Here is a 24,386-nt window from a genome sequence, read left to right on the forward strand (position 1 = left end):
CCTAGAAACGAACCAGCGCGGAGCCCCAGGTGAATCCACCGCCAAAGGCTTCAAGCAGAACCAACTGCCCCGGCTTAATGCGCCCGTCGCGTACAGCTTCATCCAGCGCGCACGGGACAGAGGCCGCAGAGGTATTACCGTGGCGATCCAGCGTCACCACGACATTGTCCATAGACATACCGAGTTTTTTCGCCGTTGCACTGATAATACGCAGGTTAGCCTGATGCGGAACCAGCCAGTCCAGTTGAGAACGGTCAAGATTATTTGCCGCCAGCGTCTCATCAACGATGTGCGCCAGTTCCGTTACCGCAACCTTGAAGACTTCGTTGCCCGCCATCGTCAGATGAATTGAATTCTCTGGATTCACACGGTCAGCATTAGGCAGCGTCAGCAACTCACCATAGCTACCGTCGGCATGCAGATGGGTGGAGATGATTCCCGGCTCTTCAGAGGCAGCCAGCACCGCAGCGCCCGCGCCATCGCCAAAAATAATAATAGTCCCACGATCGGTTGGATCGCAGGTGCGCGCCAGTACATCGGAACCGACGACCAGAGCATACTTCACCGCCCCAGATTTCACGTATTGATCGGCTACGCTTAATGCATAGGTGAAACCTGCGCAGGCTGCTGCAACGTCAAATGCCGGGCAACCTTTAATGCCCAGCATGCTTTGAATCTGACAAGCTGCGCTCGGGAAAGCGTGCGTAGCAGAAGTCGTTGCCACAACGATCAGGCCAATCTGGTCTTTCTCAATGCCCGCCATCTCAATTGCGCGTGTCGCCGCTTCAAAGCCCATGGTTGAAACGGTTTCGTTTTGCGCGGCAATGTGGCGTTCGCGGATACCGGTACGAGTGACAATCCACTCGTCAGAGGTGTCCACCATTTTTTCCAAATCGGCGTTTGTCCGCACTTGTTCGGGCAGATAGCTGCCAGTACCAATAATCTTCGTATACATGTACGCTCAGTCACTTTTCGGTTATATACCGTCACTTGCAAACTGCGAGTTCGCTGGCAGCGTCCTGCTACCGCAGAGTTCCGCTTTTGCCACCGTCCAGCAGCTCAAAACCAGCTGGGTATACAGATTCCAGGCGAGCGGCAATTCGCTGAGGAACTTGTCGCTGCACCGCCTGCACTGCCTGTTCAATCGCGACCGCAAAAGCTCGCTGATTGGCTGCACCATGACTTTTTATCACCGTGCCGCGCAATCCTAACAGACAGGCGCCGTTATACTGGTCGGGGTTGAGGTGACTGAATCGCCTCGTCAGGCTCTTTTGTAGCCAACGCTTTAATAACAGTAGCCACCACGACCGTTTTTTCCCTTCACCCTGAGATTTCAGCAGAGAAAGGAACATCCTGACAACACCTTCCATCGTCTTTAATGTGACATTTCCTGTAAAGCCGTCACAAACCAGCACATCTGTCTTGCCAGTTAACAACTCATTGGCTTCAAGATAGCCGATATAATTGATAGAAGGGATTGTTTTAAGCACCGCTGAGGCATCCCGAATACTGTCGAGACCCTTTACTTCTTCTTCACCAATATTGAGCAACGCCACGCGAGGATTGGGAATTTCCACCACCTCTTCAGCCAGAACTGAGCCCATAATGGCAAATTGCACCAACATTGTACTGTCACAATCGACGTTGGCCCCTAAGTCAAGGACCACCGTTTTGCCCTTTTGCTGATGTGGTAATACCGTCACCAGCGCCGGACGCTCAATCCCCTCCAGGGGCTTGAGTAATAATTTTGCCAGCCCCATCAGTGCCCCGGTATTACCGGCACTGACACAGGCTTGCGCTCGACCTTCTTTCACCAGCTCCAGGGCCACGCGCATTGAACTCCCACGACTGGCGCGGATAGCTTGCGAAGGCCGGGCATCACTGGCGATAACTGACTGCGCAGGAATAATCTGCAGACGCGAACGTTGTTCAAAGTCAGCTTTAGCAAGTAATGGCGTGATGGCGTCGGGATTGCCGACTAAAAGAAGAGTGAGTTGCGAATTAGAATTCAGTGCCTGCAATGCTGCAGGCACTGTCACGGAAGGGCCAAAATCCCCTCCCATGACATCTAACGCCAGGGTTAGACGTGTCAAGGTATCGTCGCCGCCCGGTTTGGTCTTTCCCCAGTTGCCTGGGGAAAATCCTCACTAAGCTTCATCACGCAGACGCGTGATTACTTAGCGATGACCTTGCGGCCGCGGTAGTAACCGTCGGCAGTGATGTGGTGACGCAGGTGTTTTTCACCAGAAGTTTTGTCTACAGACAGGCTGGTGACTGCGGTCAGCGCGTCATGGGAACGACGCATGCCACGTTTGGAACGGGTTGGTTTATTCTGTTGTACGGCCATGGACCTTACTCCTCAATTACGGTTTATCCCCGATCCAACGGGGAGCACCAATTACTTACGCTTTAAGCTGGCTAATACGGCAAATGGGTTTGGCTTTTGCACTTCTTCAGGCAGTTCACCAAAGACCATGTCCGCTTCGGACACTTCACAGTGTTCAGAATCATGCACCGGAACTACCGGCAAGGCGAGGATGATTTCATCTTCAACCATTGCAAGCAGATCGATTTCACCGAATTCGTTAACCTCAATCGGTTCATACGCTTCCGGCAGTGCTTCAGCCTGTTCGTCTGAACGCACAGGACTAAAACAATACGTTGTGTAGACCTGATGAGTAAACGGCTTCCCGCAACGCTGACACTCGAGCGTTACCGTCACCTTCGCATCGCCGTTTAACACTGCGAGACGTTGGTTATCGATAGCGAACGACATGGAGCATTCCACATCACTGTCCACACTGACTACGGATTCGGCGACGCGCTCAACCTGATCAGGGGTATAGATACCCTGGTAATCAAGGCGTTTTTGAGCCGTACGAACCGGATCGAGAGTCAGGGGTAATTTTACCTTTTGCATAGGGCGCGCATATTAACTTTGTAACGTCATAGAGTCAAAGAAAAAGGCAGCCTGTGGTTGCCTTTTGCCAATAATTCGCACACATTGCGGGTTACTGCTTTATTTTCGTTCAGTGCTGATAACGAACATCAACCTGCAAAACGAAGCGCATAGTTTAAAATGGCTATCATCAATACGCTATATCTGATGGAAAAAAATATGCCTAAACTTATTTTAGCCTCCACCTCGCCATGGCGTCGCGCTCTTCTGGAAAAACTGCAAATCTCTTTTGAATGTGCAGCACCAGAGGTCGACGAAACCCCACGCAGCGACGAATCACCGCGACAGTTGGTGCTTCGACTGGCACAAGAAAAAGCGCAATCTCTGGCGTCACGTTATCCGGATCATTTAATTATTGGTTCAGACCAGGTATGTGTTCTTGATGGCGAAATCACCGGTAAACCGTTAACGGAAGAAAATGCCCGTCTGCAATTACGCAAAGCCAGCGGCAATATCGTCACCTTCTATACTGGACTGGCGTTGTTTAATTCGGCGAATGGGCATCTGCAAACAGAAGTGGAGCCTTTTGACGTCCATTTCCGTCACCTGAGCGAGGCGGAGATTGATAATTACGTGCGTAAGGAGCATCCCCTGCACTGCGCGGGTAGCTTTAAGAGTGAAGGATTTGGCATTACGCTGTTTGAGCGTTTAGAGGGACGTGACCCTAACACGCTGGTTGGTTTACCGCTAATCGCGCTGTGTCAGATGTTACGTCGGGAAGGGAAAAACCCGCTGATGGGATAGTTGTTTGCGCCGGATGCGGTTACGTCGCATCCGGCAATCGGTGCAGGCGGCCTGATGCGGCGTAAACGCCTTATCAGGCCAACCGCCCATTATCAGGCTTATATGCTTGTATTAGCGCGCGTTACGCAGCTTTTGCAAACAACGCTTCAAACCTTCATCCATCGGCGCTTCGATACGCATCACCTCACCGGTCCCCGGATGGGTAAACTTCAACGCTGCGGCGTGCAGGAACAGACGATTTAATCCCGTGCCTGCTTCAGTGAGCTGTCTGTCAAATTCACGGTCACCGTAGCGATCGTCAAAGGCAATCGGATGACCCGCATACTGTGTATGCACACGGATCTGATGAGTACGTCCGGTTACCGGGCTACAACGCACCAGGGTGGCAAATGCATAGCGTTCTTCCACTTTAAAGCGTGTTTCCGACGGTTTGCCTTCCTGACTGACACGCACGATACGTTCGCCGCTTTGCAGAATATTTTTCAATAACGGCGCTTGAACGCTCTTCACATGCGACTGCCACTGACCGCGCACCAGCGCCAGGTAATCTTTTTGCATCCCTTTTTCACGTAATTGCTCATGCAGAGAACGCAACGCCGAGCGTTTTTTCGCTACCAGCAAAACACCTGAGGTGTCCCGGTCAAGACGATGAACCAGTTCAAGGAACCGCGCTTCCGGGCGCAACGCCCGCAAACCTTCAATAACGCCGAAGCTTAAACCACTGCCGCCATGTACCGCCGTACCGGAAGGTTTATTCAGCGCCAGGATGTGATCATCTTCATATAAGATGACGTCCGCCAGCGCCGCCACCTTTTGCAGATGTGGCGAAACCGCCTCTTCTTCCCGCTCAGCAACGCGAACCGGTGGAATACGCACCTCATCACCCGCTTCGAGTTTATATTCAGGCTTAATACGTTTTTTGTTCACCCGCACTTCGCCTTTACGCAAAATACGGTAAATCATACTTTTTGGTACGCCTTTCAATTGGGTACGCAAAAAGTTATCGATACGTTGCCCCGCTTCGTCAGCGGTGATAGCAACAATTTTTACGGATGGAGTCTCTGTTTTCATGGTTGGCGATTCTAATTAGCCAACAGGATTCGCGCCACTCATTTTTCTATGCTTATATTTACTTTTGCACCTTATTACTTCACTGCGTGATCACTTTATTGATGGTTATTAAACCAATCACCAGCAAGAAGTGAAAAAACTGTGAGTAAGCGGGTGATAAATGGTAAAAGTCATCTTGCTATAACAAGGCTTGCAGTGGAATAATGAGGCCGTTTCCGTGTCCATCCTTGTTAAAACAAGAAATTTTACGGAATAACCCATTTTGCCCGACCGATCATCCACGCAGCAATGGCGTAAGACGTATTGATCTTTCAGGCAGTTAGCGGGCTGCGGGTTGCAGTCCTTACCGGTAGATGGAAATATTTCTGGAGAGTAATACCCAGTCTGTTTCTTTGATAATTGCGCTGTTTTTCCGCATGAAAAACGGGCAACCGACACTCTGCGCCTCTTTGAGCTGACGATAACCGTGAGGTTGGCGACGCGACTAGACACGAGGCCATCGGTTCACACCCGGAAAGGCGTTACTTTGCCCGCAGCTTAGTCGTCAATGTAAGAATAATGAGTAAGTTACGATGAAAAGAATGTTAATCAACGCAACTCAGCAGGAAGAGTTGCGCGTTGCCCTTGTAGATGGGCAGCGTCTGTATGACCTGGATATCGAAAGTCCAGGGCACGAGCAGAAAAAGGCAAACATCTACAAAGGTAAAATCACCCGCATTGAACCGAGTCTGGAAGCTGCTTTTGTTGATTACGGCGCTGAACGTCACGGTTTCCTCCCACTAAAAGAAATTGCCCGCGAATATTTCCCTGCTAACTACAGTGCTCATGGTCGTCCCAACATTAAAGATGTGTTGCGTGAAGGTCAGGAAGTCATTGTTCAGATCGATAAAGAAGAGCGCGGCAACAAAGGCGCGGCATTAACCACCTTTATCAGTCTGGCGGGTAGCTATCTGGTTCTGATGCCGAACAACCCGCGCGCGGGTGGCATTTCTCGCCGTATCGAAGGCGACGACCGTACCGAATTAAAAGAAGCACTGGCAAGCCTTGAACTGCCGGAAGGCATGGGGCTTATCGTGCGCACCGCTGGCGTCGGCAAATCTGCTGAGGCACTGCAATGGGATTTAAGCTTCCGTCTGAAACACTGGGAAGCCATCAAAAAAGCCGCTGAAAGCCGCCCGGCCCCGTTCCTGATTCATCAGGAGAGCAACGTAATCGTTCGCGCTTTCCGCGATTACTTACGCCAGGACATCGGCGAAATCCTTATCGATAACCCGAAAGTGCTCGAACTGGCACGTCAGCATATCGCTGCATTAGGTCGCCCGGATTTCAGCAGCAAAATCAAACTGTACACCGGCGAGATCCCGCTGTTCAGCCACTACCAGATCGAGTCGCAGATCGAGTCCGCCTTCCAGCGTGAAGTCCGTCTGCCATCCGGTGGTTCGATTGTTATCGACAGTACCGAAGCGTTAACTGCCATCGACATCAACTCCGCACGCGCGACCCGCGGCGGCGATATCGAAGAAACCGCGTTTAACACCAACCTCGAAGCTGCCGATGAGATTGCTCGTCAGCTGCGCCTGCGTGACCTCGGCGGCCTGATTGTTATCGACTTCATCGACATGACGCCTGTACGCCACCAGCGTGCGGTAGAAAACCGTCTGCGTGAAGCGGTGCGTCAGGACCGTGCGCGTATTCAAATCAGCCATATTTCTCGCTTTGGCCTGCTGGAAATGTCCCGTCAGCGCCTGAGCCCATCACTGGGTGAATCCAGTCATCACGTTTGTCCGCGTTGTTCTGGTACTGGCACCGTGCGTGACAACGAATCGCTGTCGCTCTCTATTCTGCGTCTGATCGAAGAAGAAGCGCTGAAAGAGAACACCCAGGAAGTTCACGCCATTGTTCCTGTGCCAATCGCTTCTTACCTGCTGAATGAAAAACGTTCTGCGGTGAATGCGATTGAAACGCGTCAGGACGGTGTTCGCTGCGTGATTGTGCCAAACGATCAGATGGAAACCCCGCACTACCACGTGTTGCGCGTGCGCAAAGGGGAAGAAACGCCGACCTTAAGCTACATGCTGCCGAAACTGCATGAAGAAGCGATGGCGCTGCCGTCTGAAGAAGAGTTCGCTGAACGTAAGCGTCCTGAACAACCTGCACTGGCAACCTTTGCCATGCCGGATGTGCCGCCAGCGCCAACCCCAGCTGAACCTGCCGCGACTGTCGTAGCCCCAGCACCGAAAGCTGCAACGGCAACACCAGCAGCTCCTGCACAACCTGGGCTATTAAGCCGCTTCTTCGGCGCACTGAAAGCGCTGTTCAGCGGTGGTGAAGAAGCCAAACCGACCGAGCAACCAACACCGAAAGCAGAAGCGAAACCGGAACGTCAACAGGATCGTCGCAAGCCTCGTCAGAACAACCGCCGTGACCGTAATGAGCGCCGCGACACCCGTAGCGAACGTACTGAAGGCAGCGATAATCGCGAAGAAAACCGTCGTAATCGTCGCCAGGCACAGCAGCAGACTGCCGAGACGCGTGAGAGCCGTCAGCAAGCTGAGGTAACGGAAAAAGCACGTACCACCGACGAGCAGCAAGCGCCGCGTCGTGAACGTAGCCGCCGCCGTAACGATGATAAACGTCAGGCGCAACAAGAAGCGAAGGCGCTGAATGTTGAAGAGCAATCTGTTCAGGAAACCGAACAGGAAGAACGTGTACGTCCGGTTCAGCCGCGTCGTAAACAGCGTCAGCTCAATCAGAAAGTGCGTTACGAGCAAAGCGTAGCCGAAGAAGCGGTAGTCGCACCGGTGGTTGAAGAAACTGCCGCTGCCGAACCAATTGTTCAGGAAGCTCCAGCTCCACGCACAGAACTGGTGAAAGTCCCGCTGCCAGTCGTAGCGCAAACTGCACCAGAACAGCAAGAAGAGAACAATGCTGATAACCGTGACAACGGTGGCATGCCGCGTCGTTCTCGCCGCTCGCCTCGTCACCTGCGCGTGAGTGGTCAGCGTCGTCGTCGCTATCGTGACGAGCGTTATCCAACCCAGTCGCCAATGCCGTTGACCGTAGCGTGCGCGTCTCCGGAACTGGCCTCTGGCAAAGTCTGGATCCGCTATCCAATTGTACGTCCACAAGATGTACTGGTTGAAGAGCAGCGCGAACAGGAAGAAGTACATGTGCAGCCGATGGTGACTGAGGTCCCTGTCGCCGCCGCTATCGAACCGGTTGTTAGCGCGCCAGTTGTTGAAGAAGTGGCCGGTTTCGTAGAAGCCCCCGTTCAGGTTGCCGAACCGCAACCGGAAGTGGTTGAAACGACGCATCCTGAAGTGATTGCTGCCGCGGTAACTGAACAGCCGCAGGTGATTACCGAGTCTGATGTTGCCGTAGCCCAGGAAGTTGCAGAACAAGCAGAACCGGTGGTTGAACCGCAGGAAGAGACGGCAGATATTGAAGAAGTTGTCGAAACTGCTGAGGTTGTAGTTGCTGAACCTGAAGTTGTTGCTCAACCTGCCGCGCCAGTAGTCGCTGAAGTCGCAGCAGAAGTTGAAACGGTAGCTGCGGTCGAACCTGAGGTCACCGTTGAGCATAACCACGCTACCGCGCCAATGACGCGCGCTCCGGCACCGGAATATGTTCCGGAGGCACCGCGTCACAGTGACTGGCAGCGCCCTACTTTTGCCTTCGAAGGTAAAGGTGCCGCAGGTGGTCATACGGCAACACATCATGCCTCTGCCGCTCCTGCGCGTCCGCAACCTGTTGAGTAATAATTAGCTCAAAGTAATCAAGCCCTGGTAACTGCCAGGGCTTTTTTATTTCATCTTTGAATCAACATATTAAAATTCATCGAATGGCATCCTTGCTAACCAACAATGCAAAATAGGCAAAAAAATGCCCGCCCCAGCGATCCCAGAGCAGGCAGACAAAACATACCCAGTTTCATGATATGTTTTAAAGCGAAATTATTTGTTGAGCTGGAAGAGCGACAATCCCTGCATATCGGTAAATGCTTTATACGATGCCTGCAATGCCGTTTGCTGCATGATGTAAGATGAAATAGTTGCATTCCAGTCCACATCAACCAGATCGCTCATCTGCTGCGTTTGCCCTAAAGCGCGATCGCTACCTAATGAATCCAGCGACTCCAGTTCGTTCAGCTGCGTGCCTAATTCCGCGCGAACAGTCAGCACATTGTTCAGCGAGTTTTTCAGTCCGCGGTTGGTTTTATCTAACGCCGCAGCGGCGGTTTCTTTATCCGCTTCGCTATCCGCGACCGGCGTTTTCAGGGCTGCGATGGCACTATCCAGCATGGCAAAAAGATTGGTTTCAGAAGCGCTACCGTCTGGTTCCGCTACCGCGTTGCTGGTAATACTGTCGAAAATTTTGTCACCCGTGTGCCCTATCACCATCGAACGCGAAGCATCGACCTGTTGTTTAATACTTTCTGCTCCACCGACGTATTTCCCTTTCTCTTCGCTAAACGGCGCAGTCTCTGTTTTATAACCGGCAAAAATGTAGCGCCCGTTACCGTCAGTGGTGTTCGCCAGATTCAGCAACTGGTCACGAAGCCCCTGAATATCCGTAGCCAGCGAGGCCCGGTCATCGTCACTCAAAGTGCCATTGCTGGCATAGACAATTTTTTCCTGAGCATTCTGGATAGCAGTGGTGACCTGGCTAAGTACACTCTCTTCCAGTGACACTTTTTGAGTGGCGAAAGTTCGCGCCAGCGTGTACTGGCTGTTTTGCGCCTGTGCCTGGGAGAGAACTACCGCTTGTGATGCTGCAATGGGATCGTCAGAAGGGTTAACGACTCGCTTACCCGTCGACATCTGCTCGCCGTACTTCATCCATTCTGCCTGAGAATTGGTGATGCCGCGCATGTTTTGCTGGTACATCATCTGGGTACTGAAACGCATTTTATCTCCCCTTAGCGAATGTTAATCAGCGCATCAAAAATCGCGTTTGCCGTCTGCAGAACCTGCGCATTCGCCAGGTAATACTGCTGAAAACGTTGCAGATTTCCGTACTCCTCATCGAGATTGACACCGGAAATCGACTGCTGCTGATTGGAAAGCTGCGTCACCACATTACCTTGCGTGGTGCTACTGGTTTTCAACGTCGCGGTTTTATTACCGATATCACTCACTAACGAGGCATAAGCGTCGTTAAAGGATTTCGCTCCGCCCACCGTTTTACTGTTGCTTTGCAGATCCAGCAGGGCCTGACCGTTGCGGTTGTCGCTATCACCCGCATCTTCTTCGCTCGCCATCGCGATTTTCGCTTCGTCGGTGATTAATACATCCATGTTGACGATGGCGTCACTTACTGGTTTCAGCGTGAAGCTGTCGTTAACGGCAGGCGTTCCTGTAAACGTCAACTCCAGACCATCAAATGCCACTTTACCGTTGGCATCTGGTGTCACCGTAAAAGTGGTATTGCTGGCAAGGCGGGTGACCTGCCACTGATTATTATCGAACGAGATTTTGTAATCTGTCGCCAGTACCACGGAGGCATCAGTTACCGTGGCACCGATCGCAACGTTACCGTTGTTTTTAGTGTTTTGCAGAACCGCGGGCTTACCGATAGCAAAGAAATCTTCACCCTCATCGCCGTTGGCATCAAATCCGGCTTTGTGTTGGCTGTTGAAAGCCTCGGCAAATGCCAGCGCCAGTTGTCCAAGCGTATTACGCGTCTGGTCCAGATCCTGAGAACGGAATGTCAGAATGCCGCCCAGCGACCCGGTATTCAGTAATTTCTCCGGGATCTCAATATTGCCTGCCGTCCCATCAACGTAAGCGACAGTCGTACGAGAAGGGTCGGCGCTGGAAGGAACTGCCGCCAGTTGCCGCGCCGTACTTCCCTGAACCAGTGAGTAACCATTGGCCATCGTGATGTTATAAGTACCGCCATCCTGAACGCTGACTTCTACGCCAACAATCTGGTTTAATTCGCTCACCAGTTGATCGCGTTGATCCAGCAGATTGTTAGGTGAGGCCCCTGCCCCCACGCCTGTCAGGCGCGAGATTTGATCGTTCAGGCTGGCAATTTGTTTAGCGTAATTGTTGATCTGATCAACGCTGGCACCTATCGCGATATTGACCTGTTTGTCCTGGTCGCGCAGATATTGATCGGTGGTTTTAAACTGATTCACCAACCCTTCTGATTTCCCAATCAGCGCCTGGCGCGCTGCCGGGTCTTCCGCGTTACTCACCAGCGTTTGCAGGCTGGTGAAGAAATCCTGCATCTGTGTTGCCAGCGAAGAGGTACTGGTGGAGAGCATATTGTCGATTTTCGACATCTGCTCATAGCGGGCAGTCAGGCCGCTACTTTGCGTCTGCGCCGCACGTAACTGGTTGGTAATAAAAGCATCATACTCACGCTGCACACCAGAAACGTAGACACCATTGCCAACCCAGCCGCCAGCGCCCAACGTGCTATTGGCCTGCGCCATAATAGTGGTTTGGCGGGTATATCCGGCAACGTTATAGCTGGAGATATTATTACTTGCCGTATTTAACGCCGCCTGGGCCGCGTTCAGTCCGCTCATGGCGTTATTGATCAAGCTGGACATGGAGGTTCCTTATAAGCCTTCAATTACAGAGTATTATCGGCAGCGACCCGCCGGACTTGAGTTATTCAGAACAGATTATCAATGTTCATGCTGTAGGTTTTGCTCACCTTGTCGCTTATCGATTTCATCTGCTGGATCATGTTGGTGAGTTTACGGGCATAGTGAGGATCGGTAGCATACCCCGCGTCCTGTAGGGCCTGCGCCCCCTGCTCCGCACTCGCGGCGGTCGTCACGGCGGCGTAGCGCGGGTTACGTGTTAACAGCCCAACGTAATCCGACAATGCTTCCAGATACGAGCTGTAGACCCGAAACTTCGCTTTTACTTTCTTCGCTTCGCCGTTTTCATATTCAGTCGTGGTGATTTCAGTAACTGGCCCTTTCCAGTTGCCAGAGGCTTTGACACCAAACAGGTTATAGCTCGGCTCGCCGTTTTCGCGGCGGATTTGCCGTTGCCCCCAACCAGATTCCAGTGCCGCCTGAGCGAGGATCAAATGATGTGGCACACCGCTTTGCTGGCTTGCCAGTTGGGCGGGCAGCGAGAGTTGCGCGAGGAATGCTTTACTGTCACCCGGCAGCGAATCATCGTAGTTACGTGGCACGGCCTTTTGCACCAGCTGCGAAAGCGCCTGATTTTGATAACGCACCACAGTTTCGAGCGGGAATTTCATCGGTGCTGCTGGCGTAGACTCCTCTGGCAATGGTTGTTCTGGCGTCATCTGTTTAACCATCATCTCTGCAAGCCCCAGACCTTTGCCCGCCGTCATCTGTTGGGCAATCTGCTGGTCATACATACTGGTATACAGGCGAGTGTGCTCGCTGCTGAACAGGCCATCTTTTGGTAAAGCGTCGCGCATGCTTTTCAACATCATCTGCACGAACATCCCTTCCACCTGACGGGCCACCGGACGGATATTTGCCGCCGGATCTTCGCCCGCTTTCGCCTTTAGTTCGTTGAGTGATTGCGCATCCCAGGCCGCACTTGCCAGTAGTTTGCTGTCGCTGATCATCAGATGATTTCCAGTTTTGCCCGCAGACATCCCGCACTTTGCATTGATTGCAGTATGGACATCAGATCCATCGGCGTAGCGCCCAGCGCATTGAGCGCGCGCACCACGTTATTGAGGCTGGCGCTGGAACGTACGCTTTGCAGCGAACCGCCGCTCTGGCGTAAATCGATCTGCGTTTGTGGAGTAACCACAGTCTGTCCACCACCAAACGGTGTATCTGGCTGGCTGACATTGGCCTGACGATTAACTGTTACTGAGAGATTCCCCTGCGCTACCGCGCAGCTGTCGAGGGTCACTTCGCGATTCATCACCACCGAACCGGTGCGCGAGTTAATCACTACTTTAGCGTCCTGCGGGGTGACATTAACATGCATATTCTGAATATCGGCAAGGAAGCGGACCTGGGAACTGTTGCCACTCGGTACGCGCACCTGAATAGTCCGCGCATCTAACGCGGTGGCGCTGCCATATCCACGCACGCGGTTGATGGTATCAGCGATTTGCTGCGCCATGCTGAAATCTTCGTCGTTAAGTTGCAAATTAAGGGTATTCCCGACGCCAAACTGGCTGGGCAATTCACGTTCAATAACCGCACCATTGGTGATCCGTCCACCGTTCAGTTGGTTAACCTGAACACTGCTACCGCCAGCGGAGGCTCCTGCGCCGCCAACCAGAATATTGCCCTGCGCCAGCGCATACACCTGACTGTCAACGCCCTTAAGCGGTGTCATCAACAACGTACCTCCACGCAAGCTTTTGGCATTACCCATGGAAGAAACCACCACATCGATGGTTTGCCCCTGACGTCCAAACGGAGGAAGTGACGCTGTCACCATTACCGCAGCGACGTTTTTTAGCTGCATATTGGTGCCCGTCGGAACGGTAATTCCCAGCTGTGAGAGCATGTTATTAAGCGTTTGTGTGGTAAACGGCGTCTGGGTTGTCTGGTCACCGGTGCCATCCAGCCCCACCACCAGACCATAGCCAATCAGTGAGTTTTGCCTTACCCCCTGAACACTGGTGAGATCGCGAATACGCTCAGCCTGAGCCGCCGTCGTGACCAGTAGAAGAATTAATGCAGAGAGAAATTTAATCACCACAGCCTCACTTACATTGGCGACAGGTTAAGGAAGAAACGCTGCAACCAGCCCATATTTTGCGCTTCGTTAATGTAGCCATTGCCTACGTATTCAATGCGCGCATCCGCCACCTGAGTAGACGGTACGGTATTGCTGCCGCTGATAGTGCGTGGATTAACCACGCCAGAGAAGCGAATAAATTCGGTACCCTGATTAATGGCAATCTGTTTTTCACCCACCACATGCAGGTTGCCGTTGACCAGTACCTGGTCAACCGTCACCGTCAACGTGCCGCTAAAGGTATTGCTGGCATTGGCCCCGCCCTTTCCGTTGAACGTGTTACCACCGGAGGCTTCGACATCGGCACGAGCGTTACCAAACAGCCCCTGCAAATAGCGCGGCACAGTATCAAAGCCAAAATTAGTTTTACCGTCACGGCTGGCATTCGCAGAGGAGCTTTTGCTGGCGCTGACGTTCTCCTGCAACACGATGGTCAGCGTATCGCCAATATTGCGTGGTCGACGATCTTCAAACAGCGGTTGATAGCCATAGTTAATCGGCTGAGCAGACTGGAAAATAGAACCGTTGGCGACGGGCGTCGGACCGGGAACCGGTTGTGCACTGGTCGCCCCCTGCACCAGCGGCGTGGAGGGTATCCAGGCGCAGCCGGTTAGTGAAAGCACCAACAAGCTGGAAATGGCATAAGTATGCGCAGCGTTTTTTTGCATGGCTATCATCTTCAAAAAACAGTAAACCGGTGAACCTGCCACCGGTTAAGCCTTAGAGTTGCGTCAGTTTTTGCAGCATCTGATCGGTGGTGGACACCGCTTTACTGTTGATTTCGTAAGCGCGTTGCACCTGAATCATATTGACCAGTTCTTCCGCCACGTTGACGTTAGACGTTTCAACATACCCTTGATACAGCAGTCCCGCGCCGTTCAGGCCCGGCGTGCTTTCGTTCGGTGCACCGGAGGATTGCGTTTCGGTGTAGAGGTTTTCGCCAATGCTCTCCAGCCCGGTATCATTCATAAAGGTGGTGAGATTGAGCTGCCCAACCTGAACCGGAGCTGCCTGGCCTTGTTGGGTTACGCTGACCACGCCATCACGACCGATGGTGATACTTAACGCATTCGCCGGAATGGTGATCGCTGGCTGTACCTGAAAACCACCAGCCGTCACCAGCTGCCCGTTCTGATCCACCTGGAAAGAGCCGTCACGGGTATAGGCTGATGAGCCATCTGGCAACATCACCTGGAAAAAGCCCTGCCCTTTAATCGCGACATCTTTGCTGTTGTTGGTCTGCGACAGGTTTCCCTGGCTGTGTAAGCGTTCAGTGGCGACCGGGCGTACCCCCGTGCCGATTTGTAATCCGGAGGGTAAGGTGGTTTGTTCGGAAGACTGTGCCCCCGGCTGGCGAATGGTTTGATAAAGCAGATCTTCAAACACCGCGCGCTGACGCTTATAACCGTTAGTACTGACGTTTGCCAGGTTGTTGGCAATGACGTCCATATTGGTTTGCTGGGCGTCAAGGCCCGTTTTGGCGATCCATAATGAACTGATCATAAAATGTCCTGTAGTGGATTAGTGACAAAGTGCATATGTCTTCTTGCCGGATGCGGCGTAAACGCCTTATCCGGCCTACAAGTGCTCGCAAAATCGATAAATTGCGATTGCCCCCATAGACCCGATAAACTTGCGCATCGGGCAACTTATACTTGTCATGTATCCTTTCAATTAACTCATCGACAGCAGTTGGTTGGCACGGCCTGCGTTATCATCGACGCTGCTGATCACCTTCATCTGCATTTCAAAACGCCGCGCGCTGGCAATCATGTCGCTCATTGCCGCAACGGCATTGACGTTACTGCCTTCCAGAACCCCCGACATCACACGCAAGGTTGGATCTGCCTGCAGTATCGGCCCACGCGTGGCCTGGCTTTCTGCGCTTAAACGAAAAATGCCGTCGTCACCGCGTTGCACTTCGCTGCCCGTGGCTTTCACCAGTTTCAGACGCCCCACTGGCGCAACCGTATTTGCCGGATCGCCCGGATTGAGCGCCGAGATTGTGCCATCGGCAGCAATAGTGATTTCCGCCCCTTCCGGCACAGCAATTGGCCCCGCCTCGCCTATCACCGGATGCCCCTGAATTGTCAGTTGCCCGGTGGGATCAACCTGAATGCTGCCATTACGCGTATACCCTTCGCTGCCGTCAGCGGTCTGCACGGCCAGCCAGCCATCCTGCTGCAACGCAACGTCCAACGGGCGCGAGGTGTAATCCATCTTGCCGGGCGTCATGTCTGCACCCGGTGTTGACGCCGTTACCAGCGTGCGCGTAGGCAGTGAAAGCCCTTCCACCGGCACTGCACGCAAGGCGTTTAACTGCGCGCGAAAACCGGGCGTTGAGGCATTGGCCAGATTACTGGCGGTTACCGCCTGTTGATTCAGCGTCTGGCTGGCTGCTCCCATCGCGGTATAAATTGCGTGATCCATTGAGCTATCCCGTCAGCGATTAGCGTAAGTTAACCAGCGTGTTGAGGATCTGGTCCTGGGTTTTGATGGTCTGGGCGTTAGACTGATAGTTACGCTGGGCAACGATCATATTGACCAGTTCTTTACTGAGATCGACGTTGGACGCTTCCAGCGCACCGTTGGTCAGGGTGCCAAAGTTGCCCGTCCCGGCTGTCCCCAACAGCGCCACGCCAGAAGATTGCGTCGCAGACCAGACGTTGTCGCCTTCGGATGCCAGACCTTCGTTGTTGGCAAAGTTCGCCAGTACAATCTGCCCCAGCAGTTGGGTTTGTTCGTTGGAATAGTTGCCGACAACCGTACCGTCATCATTGATTTGATAACTCACCAGATCGCCCGGTTTGTAGCCATTCTGGGTGGTTGCCACAATGTTGTTAGCGCCGGTATTTTGCTGCATGGAGTTGAGGAAGCTCAGGCTAAACGTGGCGGGTTCTGCGCCGTTAATTGCGCCGGTTGCGATATTATTCGCCATCGCACCATCCACTAATGTGCCATTAGCATTAAATTTCAGTGTTGTCGCTGTCTTCGCAATGCTGTTTGGATCACTGCTATCCTGGGTGTAGACCTGCCAGTTATTATCCCCGGTCTTCACAAAGTAGACGCTCATGTCATGAGCATTACCCTGACTGTCGAAAACAGTCACCGAACCTTTTTTGTTATAGCTATCCGCATTGCTGGCATCAAATGCGTTAACAGAGGGAAGCGGATCGCTGGAATTCAGGTTGATCTGCATCGACGCCGTAGTGGTAGTTTTCGCTGCCATCAGGGTATTCGGGATCGTAATATTAGTCGGATTCGCCCCTTGCTGAATAGTCGGCGGCGTACCGGTTGCCGGGTAACCCGTCAGCTGTAAACCTTGCATATTCACCAGGTTACGGTTTTCATCCAGCTTAAATTGTCCGTTACGGCTGTAGAACACCGAACCGTTGCTATCTACCAGACGGAAAAAACCGTTCTGGCTGATAGCAACGTCCAGACCGCGCCCGGTGTTGGTGGTCGTGCCATCGGTAAAGTCCTGAGTGATACCGGCAACTTTTACCCCCAGTCCCACTTTCGAACTGGCAAACATATCGGCAAAAGAGGCCGTGCCTGATTTAAAGCCGTAGGTGGCGGAGTTGGCGATATTGTTGCCAATAACATCGAGGTTGGTGGCGGCAGCGTTTAATCCGCTAACCGCTTGAGAAAAGGCCATGACTGACTCCTGAAATGTGAAGGCTTAAATTATCTGCCGTACTTCGTCGAGGGTGGTGGTGCCGTAAGTGCCGAGATCCAGCGTATTACCGTTGTTGCCGCGGATCACACCCTGCACCAGAGCAAACTGCAGCGGCTGGGCAACCAATTGTGTACCACCGTTACTGGCGCTAATCGCTACGTTGTAAGAACCGTTCGGCGCAGTGCTGCCGTCAGTCAACGTACCGTCCCAAGTGAAACTGTGGACTCCGGCGGTCAGTTCACCAATATCAATGGTGCGCACAACCGCGCCATTTTTATCGGTGATGGTGGCCGTAACTTTGTCTGCCGCCTGTTGCAGCTCAACACCAAACGGCGTGGTCGTGGTCACAGCCCCTTCTTCACTACCGGTTCCCGCAAGAACAGTGGTGCCGGGGATCATCACGCCGTGACCGATCAGGTTACTGGCCTGTAACGACTGGCTGTTATCAATCTGTCCGGAAATAGAGCCGAGCGTGGTATTGAGTTTTTCAATCCCGCTGACCGTGCTGATTTGTGCCAATTGCGACGTCAGCTCGTTGTTTTCCATTGGATTGGTCGGGTCCTGGTTTTTCAGCTGCGCCACCAGCAAAGTCAGAAAACTGCTTTGTAAATCTGCGGCGTTGCTGCCCGTGAGCGAACTACTGCTGGTGGTACTGACGCCGGTATTTGTCGGATCGGTGGTGGTTACCGCAATGGACATAGCTTTCTCCTTTATTGACCGAGCGTAAGGGTTTTCAGCATCATGCTTTTCACCGTGTTGAGCACTTCAACATTGGCCTGATAGCTGCGTGACGCCGACATGGTGTTAACCATCTCCCCGACGACATCAACGTTCGGCATTTTTACATAGCCCTTTGCATCTGCCAGCGGATTACCCGGTTCATAAACCAGTTTGTCCGGGGCCTGACTTTCTATAACATCGGCAACCTTTACGCCGCCTGTCGCAGCACCTGGTGCAGCGTTAACCTGGAATACCACCTGTTTTGCCCGATATGGCTGTCCATCAGGACCGGTCACGCTATCAGCATTTGCCAGATTACTGGCCGCCACGTTCAGGCGCTGGGACTGGGCAGTTAACGCCGACCCGGCGATATCAAAAATATTCAGCAGTGCCATCCGTTAATTTCCGCTCTGTAAAACGTTCATCATGCCTTTGATTTGCCCGCTCAACGCGCTAAGGCTCATCTGGTATTGCAGGCTGTTATCGGCAAACTGGGTGCGTTCGCGATCCATATCGACGGTATTACCGTCAAGCGAAGGCTGGTCCGGAATACGGTATTGCAGTTCTGCGGTAGGAGGCGTCAGCGCCTGCGCCGGGATGTGTTGCGTTGAGGTCATCGTCAGTGCAACCACACTGGTTGCATCCCGTCCACGTTGCATGACTTTTTTAAGTTCACTGGCAAAATCGATATCGCGCGCCTGATAACCAGGGGTATCGGCATTGGCGATGTTTGCTGCCAGCACTTCCTGACGCTGGGCGCGCAGATTGAGCGCCTCTTGTTGAAAACGTAAGGCGGCGTCGAGCTTATCGAGCATATCTCCTCCGCAGGTATCAAAATTCTGCCATCAGCTTAAATGCCTTTACGCGCGCGTTATCGGCGGAATAAACGCAAAATGGGTCGCTATTTATGCCGTTGATGACCATTGCGGACAGGTACAATTCACGTTGTAGAAATGGCTGGGGGGCGAAAATGCTGGCAATAAAACGTAGCGTGGCGATCATTGCGATACTGTTCAGTCCGTTAAGTGCGGCGAGCAATCTCACATCGCAATTGCAAACCTTTTTTAGCGCCCAGCTCGCGGGGGTAAGTGATGAGGTTCGTGTTTCTATTCGTACAGCGCCCAATCTACTACCGCCGTGCGAGCAGCCATTGCTTTCGATGAGCAATAATTCCCGCCTGTGGGGCAATGTGAATGTGTTGGCACGCTGCGGTAACGACAAACGATATTTACAGGTTAATGTACAGGCCACAGGAAATTATGTGGTTGCCGCGATGCCCATTGCGCGGGGAGGAAAGCTGGAAGCTGGCAATGTCAAACTGAAACGCGGACGGCTGGATACCCTGCCACCGCGTACGGTGCTGGATATCAATCAACTTGTTGATGCCATTAGCCTGCGCGATCTATCACCCGATCAACCTATCCAGTTAACCCAGTTTCGCCAGGCATGGCGGGTAAAAGCGGGACAACGCGTCAACGTGATCGCCAGCGGTGATGGGTTTAGCGCCAACGCAGAAGGTCAGGCGCTGAACAATGCAGCCGTCGCACAGAATGCGCGGGTGCGCATGGTATCGGGACAGGTAGTCAGCGGCGTTGTTGATGCAGATGGGAATATTCTTATAAACCTGTAAGCTGTTAAAGATTACCCGTCCCTTGCCGATAAATAAGCAACACATGATAAAAGCGCCCTCAATGAGGAATAAACCATGAGTATTGATCGCACTTCGCCTCTGAAGCCTGTAAGCACCGTTCAACCGCGCGAAACCACTGACGCGCCGGTAACGAACAGCCGGGCGGCAAAAACAACCGCCTCCACCAGCACCAGTGTGACGTTAAGCGACGCGCAAGCAAAACTGATGCAACCCGGCAGCAGTGATATCAATCTTGAACGTGTCGAAGCGTTAAAACTGGCGATTCGTAACGGTGAACTAAAAATGGACACCGGCAAAATTGCCGATGCGCTGATCAACGAAGCTCAGCAAGATTTGCAGAGTAACTGATCGTATGACACGTCTTGCAGAGATCCTCGACCAGATGTCCGCTGTGCTTAACGATCTCAAAACGGTAATGGATCAAGAGCAGTAACATCTCTCTATGGGGCAGATCAACGGCAGCCAGTTGCAATGGATTACAGAACAAAAAAGCTCACTGCTGGCGACGCTGGATTACCTCGAACAGTTACGCAAGAAAGAACCCAATACAGCAAATAGCGTTGATATTAGTCAACGCTGGCAGGAAATTACTGTGAAAACGCAGCAACTACGCCAAATGAATCAACATAACGGCTGGTTACTGGAAGGACAGATTGAGCGCAATCAACAGGCGCTGGAAATGTTGAAACCGCATCAGGAACCGACGCTATATGGGGCGAACGGTCAGACCTCAACAACCCATCGCGGCGGTAAAAAGATTTCGATCTGAATATTATCTCCGGCCTGCACTGCAGGCCGGAATGCATTGTTACACCGTCCGGCGGGCAAATTCTTTAACTTTGAAGCCCAGTACCGCCAGTGCAGCGAAGTACGCGGCAATCCCCGCCAGCACGACCGCCATTAAACGCAGTAAGCGCCAGGGCATGGTACCCAATGACCACTCCGGCATGATATGTAACATACCTAAAAGCACGCCAGACATCACCAGTACCGCCACCACCAGACGCAACAGAAACGCCATCCAGCCGGGTTGCGGAGTAAAGATTTTCTGCTTACGCAACTGCCAGTAAAGCAGCGAAGCATTCAGACACGCCGCCAGACCAATAGAAAGTGACAGCCCGGCATGTTTCAACGGACCAATAAACGCCAGGTTCATCAATTGCGTTAAAATCAGCGTAACGATGGCAATTTTCACTGGCGTTTTAATGTCCTGGCGGGAATAAAAGCCAGGAGCCAACACTTTCACTACAATCAGGCCAATCAAACCCACCGAGTAGGCAATTAACGCCCGCTGGGTCATCAGCGCATCAAACGCGGTAAATTTACCGTACTGGAACAGCGAAACGGTTAACGGACCTGAAAGAATGCCCAACGCAACCGCACTCGGCAGCGCCAACAGGAAACAAAGACGCAACCCCCAGTCCATCAAACGGTTGTATTCATCATGATTGCCACTGGCAAAACTTTTCGACAGCGATGGCAGCAAAATGGTGCCAAGCGCCACGCCCAGCACACCGGAGGGAAACTCCATTAAGCGGTCGGCGTAATACATCCAAGACACCGAACCGGAGGCAAGAAACGAGGCAAAAATGGTGTTGATGATTAAGGAGATCTGGCTCACAGAGACGCCAAGGATCGCCGGTCCCATCTGTTTCACCACGCGCATTGCTCCGGCATCGTGGAAGTTAATGCGCGGCAGGACCAGCATGCCGATCTTCTTCAGGTGCGGTAGCTGATACACCAACTGCAGGATGCCGCCGACCGTAACAGCCCACGCCAGCGCCAGCACCGGTGGGTTAAAGTACGGTGCGGCAAACAGCGCGAAACCAATCATGCTGATGTTAAGCAGTGTTGGCGCAAACGCCGGAATCGAGAAGCGGTTCCACGTATTCAGAATCGCTCCCACCAGCGACGCCAGGGAGATAAGCAAGATATAGGGAAAGGTAATCTTTAGTAGCTGGCTGGTCAGGGCAAATTTGTCAGCTGTGTCAGCGAAGCCTGGCGCGGTCACCATGATCACCCACGGTGCGGCGAGCATGCCAGCGACCGTCACAACCGCCAGCGCAAGTGTCAGCAGGCCAGAAACATAAGAGACAAAGACCCGCGTGGCGTCTTCACCCTGCTTACTTTTATATTCCGCCAGAATCGGTACAAATGCCTGGGAAAATGCCCCTTCGGCAAAGATACGGCGTAACAAGTTAGGAAGTTTAAAAGCGACGAAAAAGGCGTCGGTTGCCATCCCTGCGCCAAAGATTCTGGCGACAATTGCGTCTCGTGCGAAGCCAAGCACACGCGAAAACATGGTCATCGAGCTGACGGCGGCCAGCGATTTTAATAAATTCATCGGTGTTCTAATCCAGACCCACGGGCAAAACGCCTGCAAGGCAGGCGCTGAAAGAGGCGAATAGTCTACCTGGATTATGGTGAATTGCTACCGCCAGATGTTACAGGGTTTATTCACTCATCGCATCGCGCCAGATCTTGTCAACGATACGTTGCGCCCGCACTGCCTGTTCGCCGGCGGTTTGCGGAACTGTCTGATTTTGCACACATTCAATGAAGTGCCGCGCACAGCCGACAAATCCACGTTGCTCAAGAGTGCTCTGCCAACCAGGAATCGGTTTATTCACTACGCCCTGCCCACGCTCCTCACGCCATTCGCGCATATCCGTAATGTCGATGAGCGCACCGTCAGTCACGGCCTGCACGGTTTCACGCTGGCTTCCGGCACGGCGATGCATACAGGTGGTGATCTGCAAAGGACCGGCCGAAAAATGGTGCTCGGCAAACAGCATTTCGCCAGCGTCGTTAGTCAGTAGCGTACCGCCATCCATAGAGGCTTTGCCGCCCGACAACCACAGCGCGGTATCCACCACATGCAGATAATCATCCAGCAACGTGAAATAAAGATCGTGTGGCCCGACGCTATTGCTACGATGTTTATCCATTCTTAGCGAGGCTGCGGTGGCGAGTTGCGTTTTTAACTCACCGTAGAGTGGTGCGAAACGACGGTTAAAACCGACCATCAACGTCAATTTTTTCCGCGCCGCCAGTTCCACCAGCCGTTCAGCATCGCGCAGATTTTCTGCCAGCGGTTTATCGACACAGACATGTACCCCCGCATTGAGTAACGTACTAACCACGTCAAAGTGGCTGGCGGTGCTGGAATGCACAAAAACCGCATCGCAACTGGCGGCAAGGCTGGATAACGAATCGGCATAAGGAATGCGCCAGCTTTCACAAATTGGCAGGGCTTTCGCGCGCGTAGGCGACCAGGCTCCTTGTAACATCCAGTCAGACGCTGCCGCCAGCACCGGTAACCACGCTTTTTGCGCAATGCCGCCTAATCCCACTACGCCGATACGTAATTTTTTCACTTTAATCTCCCAGATGGGCCAGCAACGAATCAAGACGCTGTTTCAGTTCTGCCACTTCGATTTCCAGAGCTTCGACGCGGGCCTGTAAATCACCGTCAACCGCGTTCGACATATCCGTTACCGCCGGCTGATCTTCAACCTCACCACTGAAAAGATGCATGTAGCGGCTTTCACGTTTACCCGGTTCGCGGGCCAGACGCACCACAAAAGGACCATCTTCGCGATTTGCCAGTTGTTCCAGCGTCGACTCAACTTCCGCCATATCGCTGAATTCATACATTCGCGCGGCGCGGCTGCGCAGTTCACCCGGCGTCTGGGCACCACGCAATAACAACGTGGTGATTAACGCCACTTCTGCGGCGCTCAGTTTCAGATCGCCAAATTCTGAATTACAAAAACGTTGTTCATATTTGGTGACCCGATTACCAAAGCCACTCACCGTGCGCAGATAATGGCGTTTGACCAGATTATCCAGTTGCTCCTGCACCTCGGATTCACTCAGATTCATGACCGGTTCACGGTTCGTTTTCTGATTACAGGCCGTGACTACACCATTGACTGAGAGCGGGTATTGCTCCGGCGTGGTCACCTGCTTTTCCAGCAAGCAACCAATCACACGAGCTTCCAGGGCAGTAAGTTGATATTTCATGAGATTCTCCTTAGCGGCCGGGCGTCCAGTCTGGGGTAGTTAATGCCGTCAGTACGTGATCGCGCCATTGTCCATCAATCAACAGATAGTCTTTCGCATAGCCTTCTTTTTCAAAACCCAGTCGTGCCAGTAAATCACCGCTGCGTTTATTGTGCGGCATATAATTAGCCATAATGCGATGAATATGTTGGGTGCGCTGCATATAACGAATGGCTGCGGTCAGGGCTTCAAACATGAGTCCTTTGCCCTGCCATTTTTGCCCAATCGAATAACCGAGATAGCAGGCATGAAAAGAGCCGCGAACAACATTGGAAAAATTGGCAACGCCAATAATCTCTTTTTCGTCCGGGTCGAATAAGCCAAAGTAGAACGCTGAACCTTGTTTATGAAATTCGTTAATCATCCCCAGCCTGGCCTGCCAGCCTGATGGATAACAGTGGCTTTCGTCGCGCACTGGCTCCCAGGGCTTGAGGAAATGGCGATTCTCTGCGTAATAATCCGCAAGACGCCAGGCATCACGATCATGCACCAGACGCACGACCAGTCGGTCTGTGGTTAAGCGCACTTTTGGCACGTTACTGCGATAGCCAAACATTCTATACCTACTCCTTCCCGTAACGTCTTTAATACGCTGTAAGTATTACTATACCTGCGCAACCAGACCCTGTGAAAAGTCCAAAATGCCATTGTCTGCATTATTCACATATTTGATAAAAACTCTCTATCAAAGCGACGTTTTGATAAAAAAATATTGTCCCCGAAGTGATGGGAAAAGTCTTAGCGGCAATGCAGAATAGAAAGTGCTCATCTTTTATTTCCCGGGAGGGG

Annotated in this window: 24 protein-coding genes and 1 pseudogene; 5 read left to right on the forward strand and 20 right to left on the reverse strand. The window is 52.6% G+C overall.

Annotated elements, in window-relative coordinates; genetic code table 11:
- Position 1: 1 nt before the first annotated feature.
- The 4 genes from fabH to yceD all read right to left on the reverse strand — a co-directional run bounded on the left by fabH (position 2) and on the right by yceD (position 2,920).
- Complete coding sequence (gene fabH, locus RTW80_RS04150; protein ID WP_000288146.1) at positions 2-955, reverse strand: beta-ketoacyl-ACP synthase III; 954 nt, start codon at positions 953-955, stop codon at positions 2-4.
- 67 nt (positions 956-1,022) lie between these two features.
- Positions 1,023-2,093: a phosphate acyltransferase PlsX gene (plsX, locus tag RTW80_RS04155; RefSeq protein WP_000197578.1), complete on the reverse strand. Its 1,071-nt coding sequence runs from the start codon at positions 2,091-2,093 to the stop codon at positions 1,023-1,025.
- An 80-nt stretch (positions 2,094-2,173) separates the two neighbouring features.
- Positions 2,174-2,347: a 50S ribosomal protein L32 gene (gene rpmF / locus RTW80_RS04160; RefSeq protein ID WP_000290727.1), complete on the reverse strand. Its 174-nt coding sequence runs from the start codon at positions 2,345-2,347 to the stop codon at positions 2,174-2,176.
- A 51-nt stretch (positions 2,348-2,398) separates the two neighbouring features.
- Positions 2,399-2,920 (reverse strand): 23S rRNA accumulation protein YceD, encoded by a 522-nt coding sequence (gene yceD, locus RTW80_RS04165; RefSeq protein WP_001174482.1) that lies wholly within the window; start codon positions 2,918-2,920, stop codon positions 2,399-2,401.
- A gap of 198 nt (positions 2,921-3,118) precedes the next feature.
- Between yceD and yceF the strand changes: the two genes are divergently transcribed.
- A complete protein-coding gene (gene yceF, locus RTW80_RS04170; protein ID WP_001125202.1) occupies positions 3,119-3,703 on the forward strand; it encodes a 7-methyl-GTP pyrophosphatase in 585 nt (194 codons plus the stop codon).
- A 111-nt stretch (positions 3,704-3,814) separates the two neighbouring features.
- Here the strand turns inward: yceF and rluC are convergent, their stop codons facing one another.
- Entirely contained in the window at positions 3,815-4,774 is a 960-nt protein-coding gene (gene rluC / locus RTW80_RS04175; RefSeq protein WP_032247668.1) for a 23S rRNA pseudouridine(955/2504/2580) synthase RluC, read from the reverse strand.
- A 572-nt stretch (positions 4,775-5,346) separates the two neighbouring features.
- Here rluC and rne point away from each other — a divergent pair.
- Positions 5,347-8,532 (forward strand): ribonuclease E, encoded by a 3,186-nt coding sequence (gene rne, locus RTW80_RS04180; protein ID WP_063119298.1) that lies wholly within the window; start codon positions 5,347-5,349, stop codon positions 8,530-8,532.
- 195 nt (positions 8,533-8,727) lie between these two features.
- Here rne and flgL read toward each other — a convergent pair whose 3' ends face one another.
- The 11 genes from flgL to flgB form a co-directional block, all read right to left on the reverse strand.
- Positions 8,728-9,681 (reverse strand): flagellar hook-associated protein FlgL, encoded by a 954-nt coding sequence (gene flgL, locus RTW80_RS04185; RefSeq protein WP_001212781.1) that lies wholly within the window; start codon positions 9,679-9,681, stop codon positions 8,728-8,730.
- An 11-nt stretch (positions 9,682-9,692) separates the two neighbouring features.
- Positions 9,693-11,336, reverse strand: coding sequence for a flagellar hook-associated protein FlgK (gene flgK / locus RTW80_RS04190; protein WP_000096472.1), 1,644 nt, complete (start codon positions 11,334-11,336; stop codon positions 9,693-9,695).
- A gap of 65 nt (positions 11,337-11,401) precedes the next feature.
- Positions 11,402-12,343, reverse strand: a complete 942-nt coding sequence (gene flgJ / locus RTW80_RS04195) for a flagellar assembly peptidoglycan hydrolase FlgJ (RefSeq protein ID WP_001295441.1) — start codon at positions 12,341-12,343, stop codon at positions 11,402-11,404.
- Entirely contained in the window at positions 12,343-13,440 is a 1,098-nt protein-coding gene (flgI, locus tag RTW80_RS04200) for a flagellar basal body P-ring protein FlgI (RefSeq protein ID WP_000589315.1), read from the reverse strand. The genes flgJ and flgI overlap by 1 nt, the downstream gene beginning before the upstream one ends.
- Before the next feature lie 11 nt (positions 13,441-13,451).
- Entirely contained in the window at positions 13,452-14,150 is a 699-nt protein-coding gene (gene flgH, locus RTW80_RS04205) for a flagellar basal body L-ring protein FlgH (protein ID WP_001295442.1), read from the reverse strand.
- 52 nt (positions 14,151-14,202) lie between these two features.
- Positions 14,203-14,985: a flagellar basal-body rod protein FlgG gene (gene flgG / locus RTW80_RS04210; RefSeq protein WP_000625860.1), complete on the reverse strand. Its 783-nt coding sequence runs from the start codon at positions 14,983-14,985 to the stop codon at positions 14,203-14,205.
- A gap of 171 nt (positions 14,986-15,156) precedes the next feature.
- Positions 15,157-15,912 (reverse strand): flagellar basal-body rod protein FlgF, encoded by a 756-nt coding sequence (flgF, locus tag RTW80_RS04215; RefSeq protein ID WP_000349309.1) that lies wholly within the window; start codon positions 15,910-15,912, stop codon positions 15,157-15,159.
- Positions 15,913-15,931: 19 nt separating this feature from the next.
- Entirely contained in the window at positions 15,932-17,140 is a 1,209-nt protein-coding gene (flgE, locus tag RTW80_RS04220; protein ID WP_312718488.1) for a flagellar hook protein FlgE, read from the reverse strand.
- A 24-nt stretch (positions 17,141-17,164) separates the two neighbouring features.
- Positions 17,165-17,860 (reverse strand): flagellar hook assembly protein FlgD, encoded by a 696-nt coding sequence (gene flgD, locus RTW80_RS04225; protein WP_000020484.1) that lies wholly within the window; start codon positions 17,858-17,860, stop codon positions 17,165-17,167.
- Between the two features lie 11 nt (positions 17,861-17,871).
- A complete protein-coding gene (gene flgC, locus RTW80_RS04230) occupies positions 17,872-18,276 on the reverse strand; it encodes a flagellar basal body rod protein FlgC (RefSeq protein WP_001196460.1) in 405 nt (134 codons plus the stop codon).
- A 3-nt stretch (positions 18,277-18,279) separates the two neighbouring features.
- A complete protein-coding gene (gene flgB / locus RTW80_RS04235; protein ID WP_000884702.1) occupies positions 18,280-18,696 on the reverse strand; it encodes a flagellar basal body rod protein FlgB in 417 nt (138 codons plus the stop codon).
- 155 nt (positions 18,697-18,851) lie between these two features.
- Between flgB and flgA the strand changes: the two genes are divergently transcribed.
- From flgA to flgN, 3 genes and pseudogenes are all read left to right on the forward strand, one after another.
- Entirely contained in the window at positions 18,852-19,511 is a 660-nt protein-coding gene (gene flgA / locus RTW80_RS04240) for a flagellar basal body P-ring formation chaperone FlgA (RefSeq protein ID WP_000879704.1), read from the forward strand.
- Between the two features lie 75 nt (positions 19,512-19,586).
- Positions 19,587-19,880 (forward strand): flagellar biosynthesis anti-sigma factor FlgM, encoded by a 294-nt coding sequence (flgM, locus tag RTW80_RS04245; protein ID WP_000020880.1) that lies wholly within the window; start codon positions 19,587-19,589, stop codon positions 19,878-19,880.
- Between the two features lie 4 nt (positions 19,881-19,884).
- Positions 19,885-20,301 (forward strand): annotated as a pseudogene (flgN, locus tag RTW80_RS04250) (flagella biosynthesis chaperone FlgN).
- Between the two features lie 39 nt (positions 20,302-20,340).
- Here the strand turns inward: flgN and murJ are convergent.
- From murJ to rimJ, 4 genes are all read right to left on the reverse strand, one after another.
- The gene (murJ, locus tag RTW80_RS04255; RefSeq protein WP_001050672.1) at positions 20,341-21,876 is read right to left on the reverse strand and encodes a murein biosynthesis integral membrane protein MurJ; all 1,536 of its coding nucleotides are present in this window, start codon (positions 21,874-21,876) and stop codon (positions 20,341-20,343) included.
- A gap of 109 nt (positions 21,877-21,985) precedes the next feature.
- A complete protein-coding gene (locus RTW80_RS04260; protein ID WP_000736129.1) occupies positions 21,986-22,909 on the reverse strand; it encodes a Gfo/Idh/MocA family protein in 924 nt (307 codons plus the stop codon).
- 1 nt (position 22,910) lies between these two features.
- Positions 22,911-23,558 carry a YceH family protein gene (locus RTW80_RS04265; RefSeq protein WP_000877116.1) on the reverse strand — a complete coding sequence of 216 codons (648 nt, stop codon included), beginning with the start codon at positions 23,556-23,558 and terminating at the stop codon, positions 22,911-22,913.
- A 10-nt stretch (positions 23,559-23,568) separates the two neighbouring features.
- Positions 23,569-24,153 (reverse strand): ribosomal protein S5-alanine N-acetyltransferase, encoded by a 585-nt coding sequence (gene rimJ, locus RTW80_RS04270; protein ID WP_000468186.1) that lies wholly within the window; start codon positions 24,151-24,153, stop codon positions 23,569-23,571.
- Positions 24,154-24,386 lie beyond the last annotated feature (233 nt).

Origin of the sequence: Escherichia sp. AM3 (genome assembly GCF_032029835.1) — a bacterium.
Taxonomy (GTDB): domain Bacteria; phylum Pseudomonadota; class Gammaproteobacteria; order Enterobacterales; family Enterobacteriaceae; genus Escherichia; species Escherichia coli.

Coding starts and splice junctions, on each gene's coding strand:
- fabH (WP_000288146.1), bottom strand. CDS start 955: ATGTATACGAAGATTATTGGTACTGGCAGCTATCTGCCCGAACAAGTG.
- rpmF (WP_000290727.1), bottom strand. CDS start 2,347: ATGGCCGTACAACAGAATAAACCAACCCGTTCCAAACGTGGCATGCGT.
- yceD (WP_001174482.1), bottom strand. CDS start 2,920: ATGCAAAAGGTAAAATTACCCCTGACTCTCGATCCGGTTCGTACGGCT.
- yceF (WP_001125202.1), top strand. CDS start 3,119: ATGCCTAAACTTATTTTAGCCTCCACCTCGCCATGGCGTCGCGCTCTT.
- rluC (WP_032247668.1), bottom strand. CDS start 4,774: ATGAAAACAGAGACTCCATCCGTAAAAATTGTTGCTATCACCGCTGAC.
- rne (WP_063119298.1), top strand. CDS start 5,347: ATGAAAAGAATGTTAATCAACGCAACTCAGCAGGAAGAGTTGCGCGTT.
- flgL (WP_001212781.1), bottom strand. CDS start 9,681: ATGCGTTTCAGTACCCAGATGATGTACCAGCAAAACATGCGCGGCATC.
- flgK (WP_000096472.1), bottom strand. CDS start 11,336: ATGTCCAGCTTGATCAATAACGCCATGAGCGGACTGAACGCGGCCCAG.
- flgJ (WP_001295441.1), bottom strand. CDS start 12,343: ATGATCAGCGACAGCAAACTACTGGCAAGTGCGGCCTGGGATGCGCAA.
- flgH (WP_001295442.1), bottom strand. CDS start 14,150: ATGCAAAAAAACGCTGCGCATACTTATGCCATTTCCAGCTTGTTGGTG.
- flgG (WP_000625860.1), bottom strand. CDS start 14,985: ATGATCAGTTCATTATGGATCGCCAAAACGGGCCTTGACGCCCAGCAA.
- flgF (WP_000349309.1), bottom strand. CDS start 15,912: ATGGATCACGCAATTTATACCGCGATGGGAGCAGCCAGCCAGACGCTG.
- flgE (WP_312718488.1), bottom strand. CDS start 17,140: ATGGCCTTTTCTCAAGCGGTTAGCGGATTAAACGCTGCCGCCACCAAC.
- flgD (WP_000020484.1), bottom strand. CDS start 17,860: ATGTCCATTGCGGTAACCACCACCGATCCGACAAATACCGGCGTCAGT.
- flgC (WP_001196460.1), bottom strand. CDS start 18,276: ATGGCACTGCTGAATATTTTTGATATCGCCGGGTCGGCGTTAACTGCC.
- flgB (WP_000884702.1), bottom strand. CDS start 18,696: ATGCTCGATAAGCTCGACGCCGCCTTACGTTTTCAACAAGAGGCGCTC.
- flgA (WP_000879704.1), top strand. CDS start 18,852: ATGCTGGCAATAAAACGTAGCGTGGCGATCATTGCGATACTGTTCAGT.
- flgM (WP_000020880.1), top strand. CDS start 19,587: ATGAGTATTGATCGCACTTCGCCTCTGAAGCCTGTAAGCACCGTTCAA.
- murJ (WP_001050672.1), bottom strand. CDS start 21,876: ATGAATTTATTAAAATCGCTGGCCGCCGTCAGCTCGATGACCATGTTT.
- RTW80_RS04265 (WP_000877116.1), bottom strand. CDS start 23,558: ATGAAATATCAACTTACTGCCCTGGAAGCTCGTGTGATTGGTTGCTTG.
- rimJ (WP_000468186.1), bottom strand. CDS start 24,153: ATGTTTGGCTATCGCAGTAACGTGCCAAAAGTGCGCTTAACCACAGAC.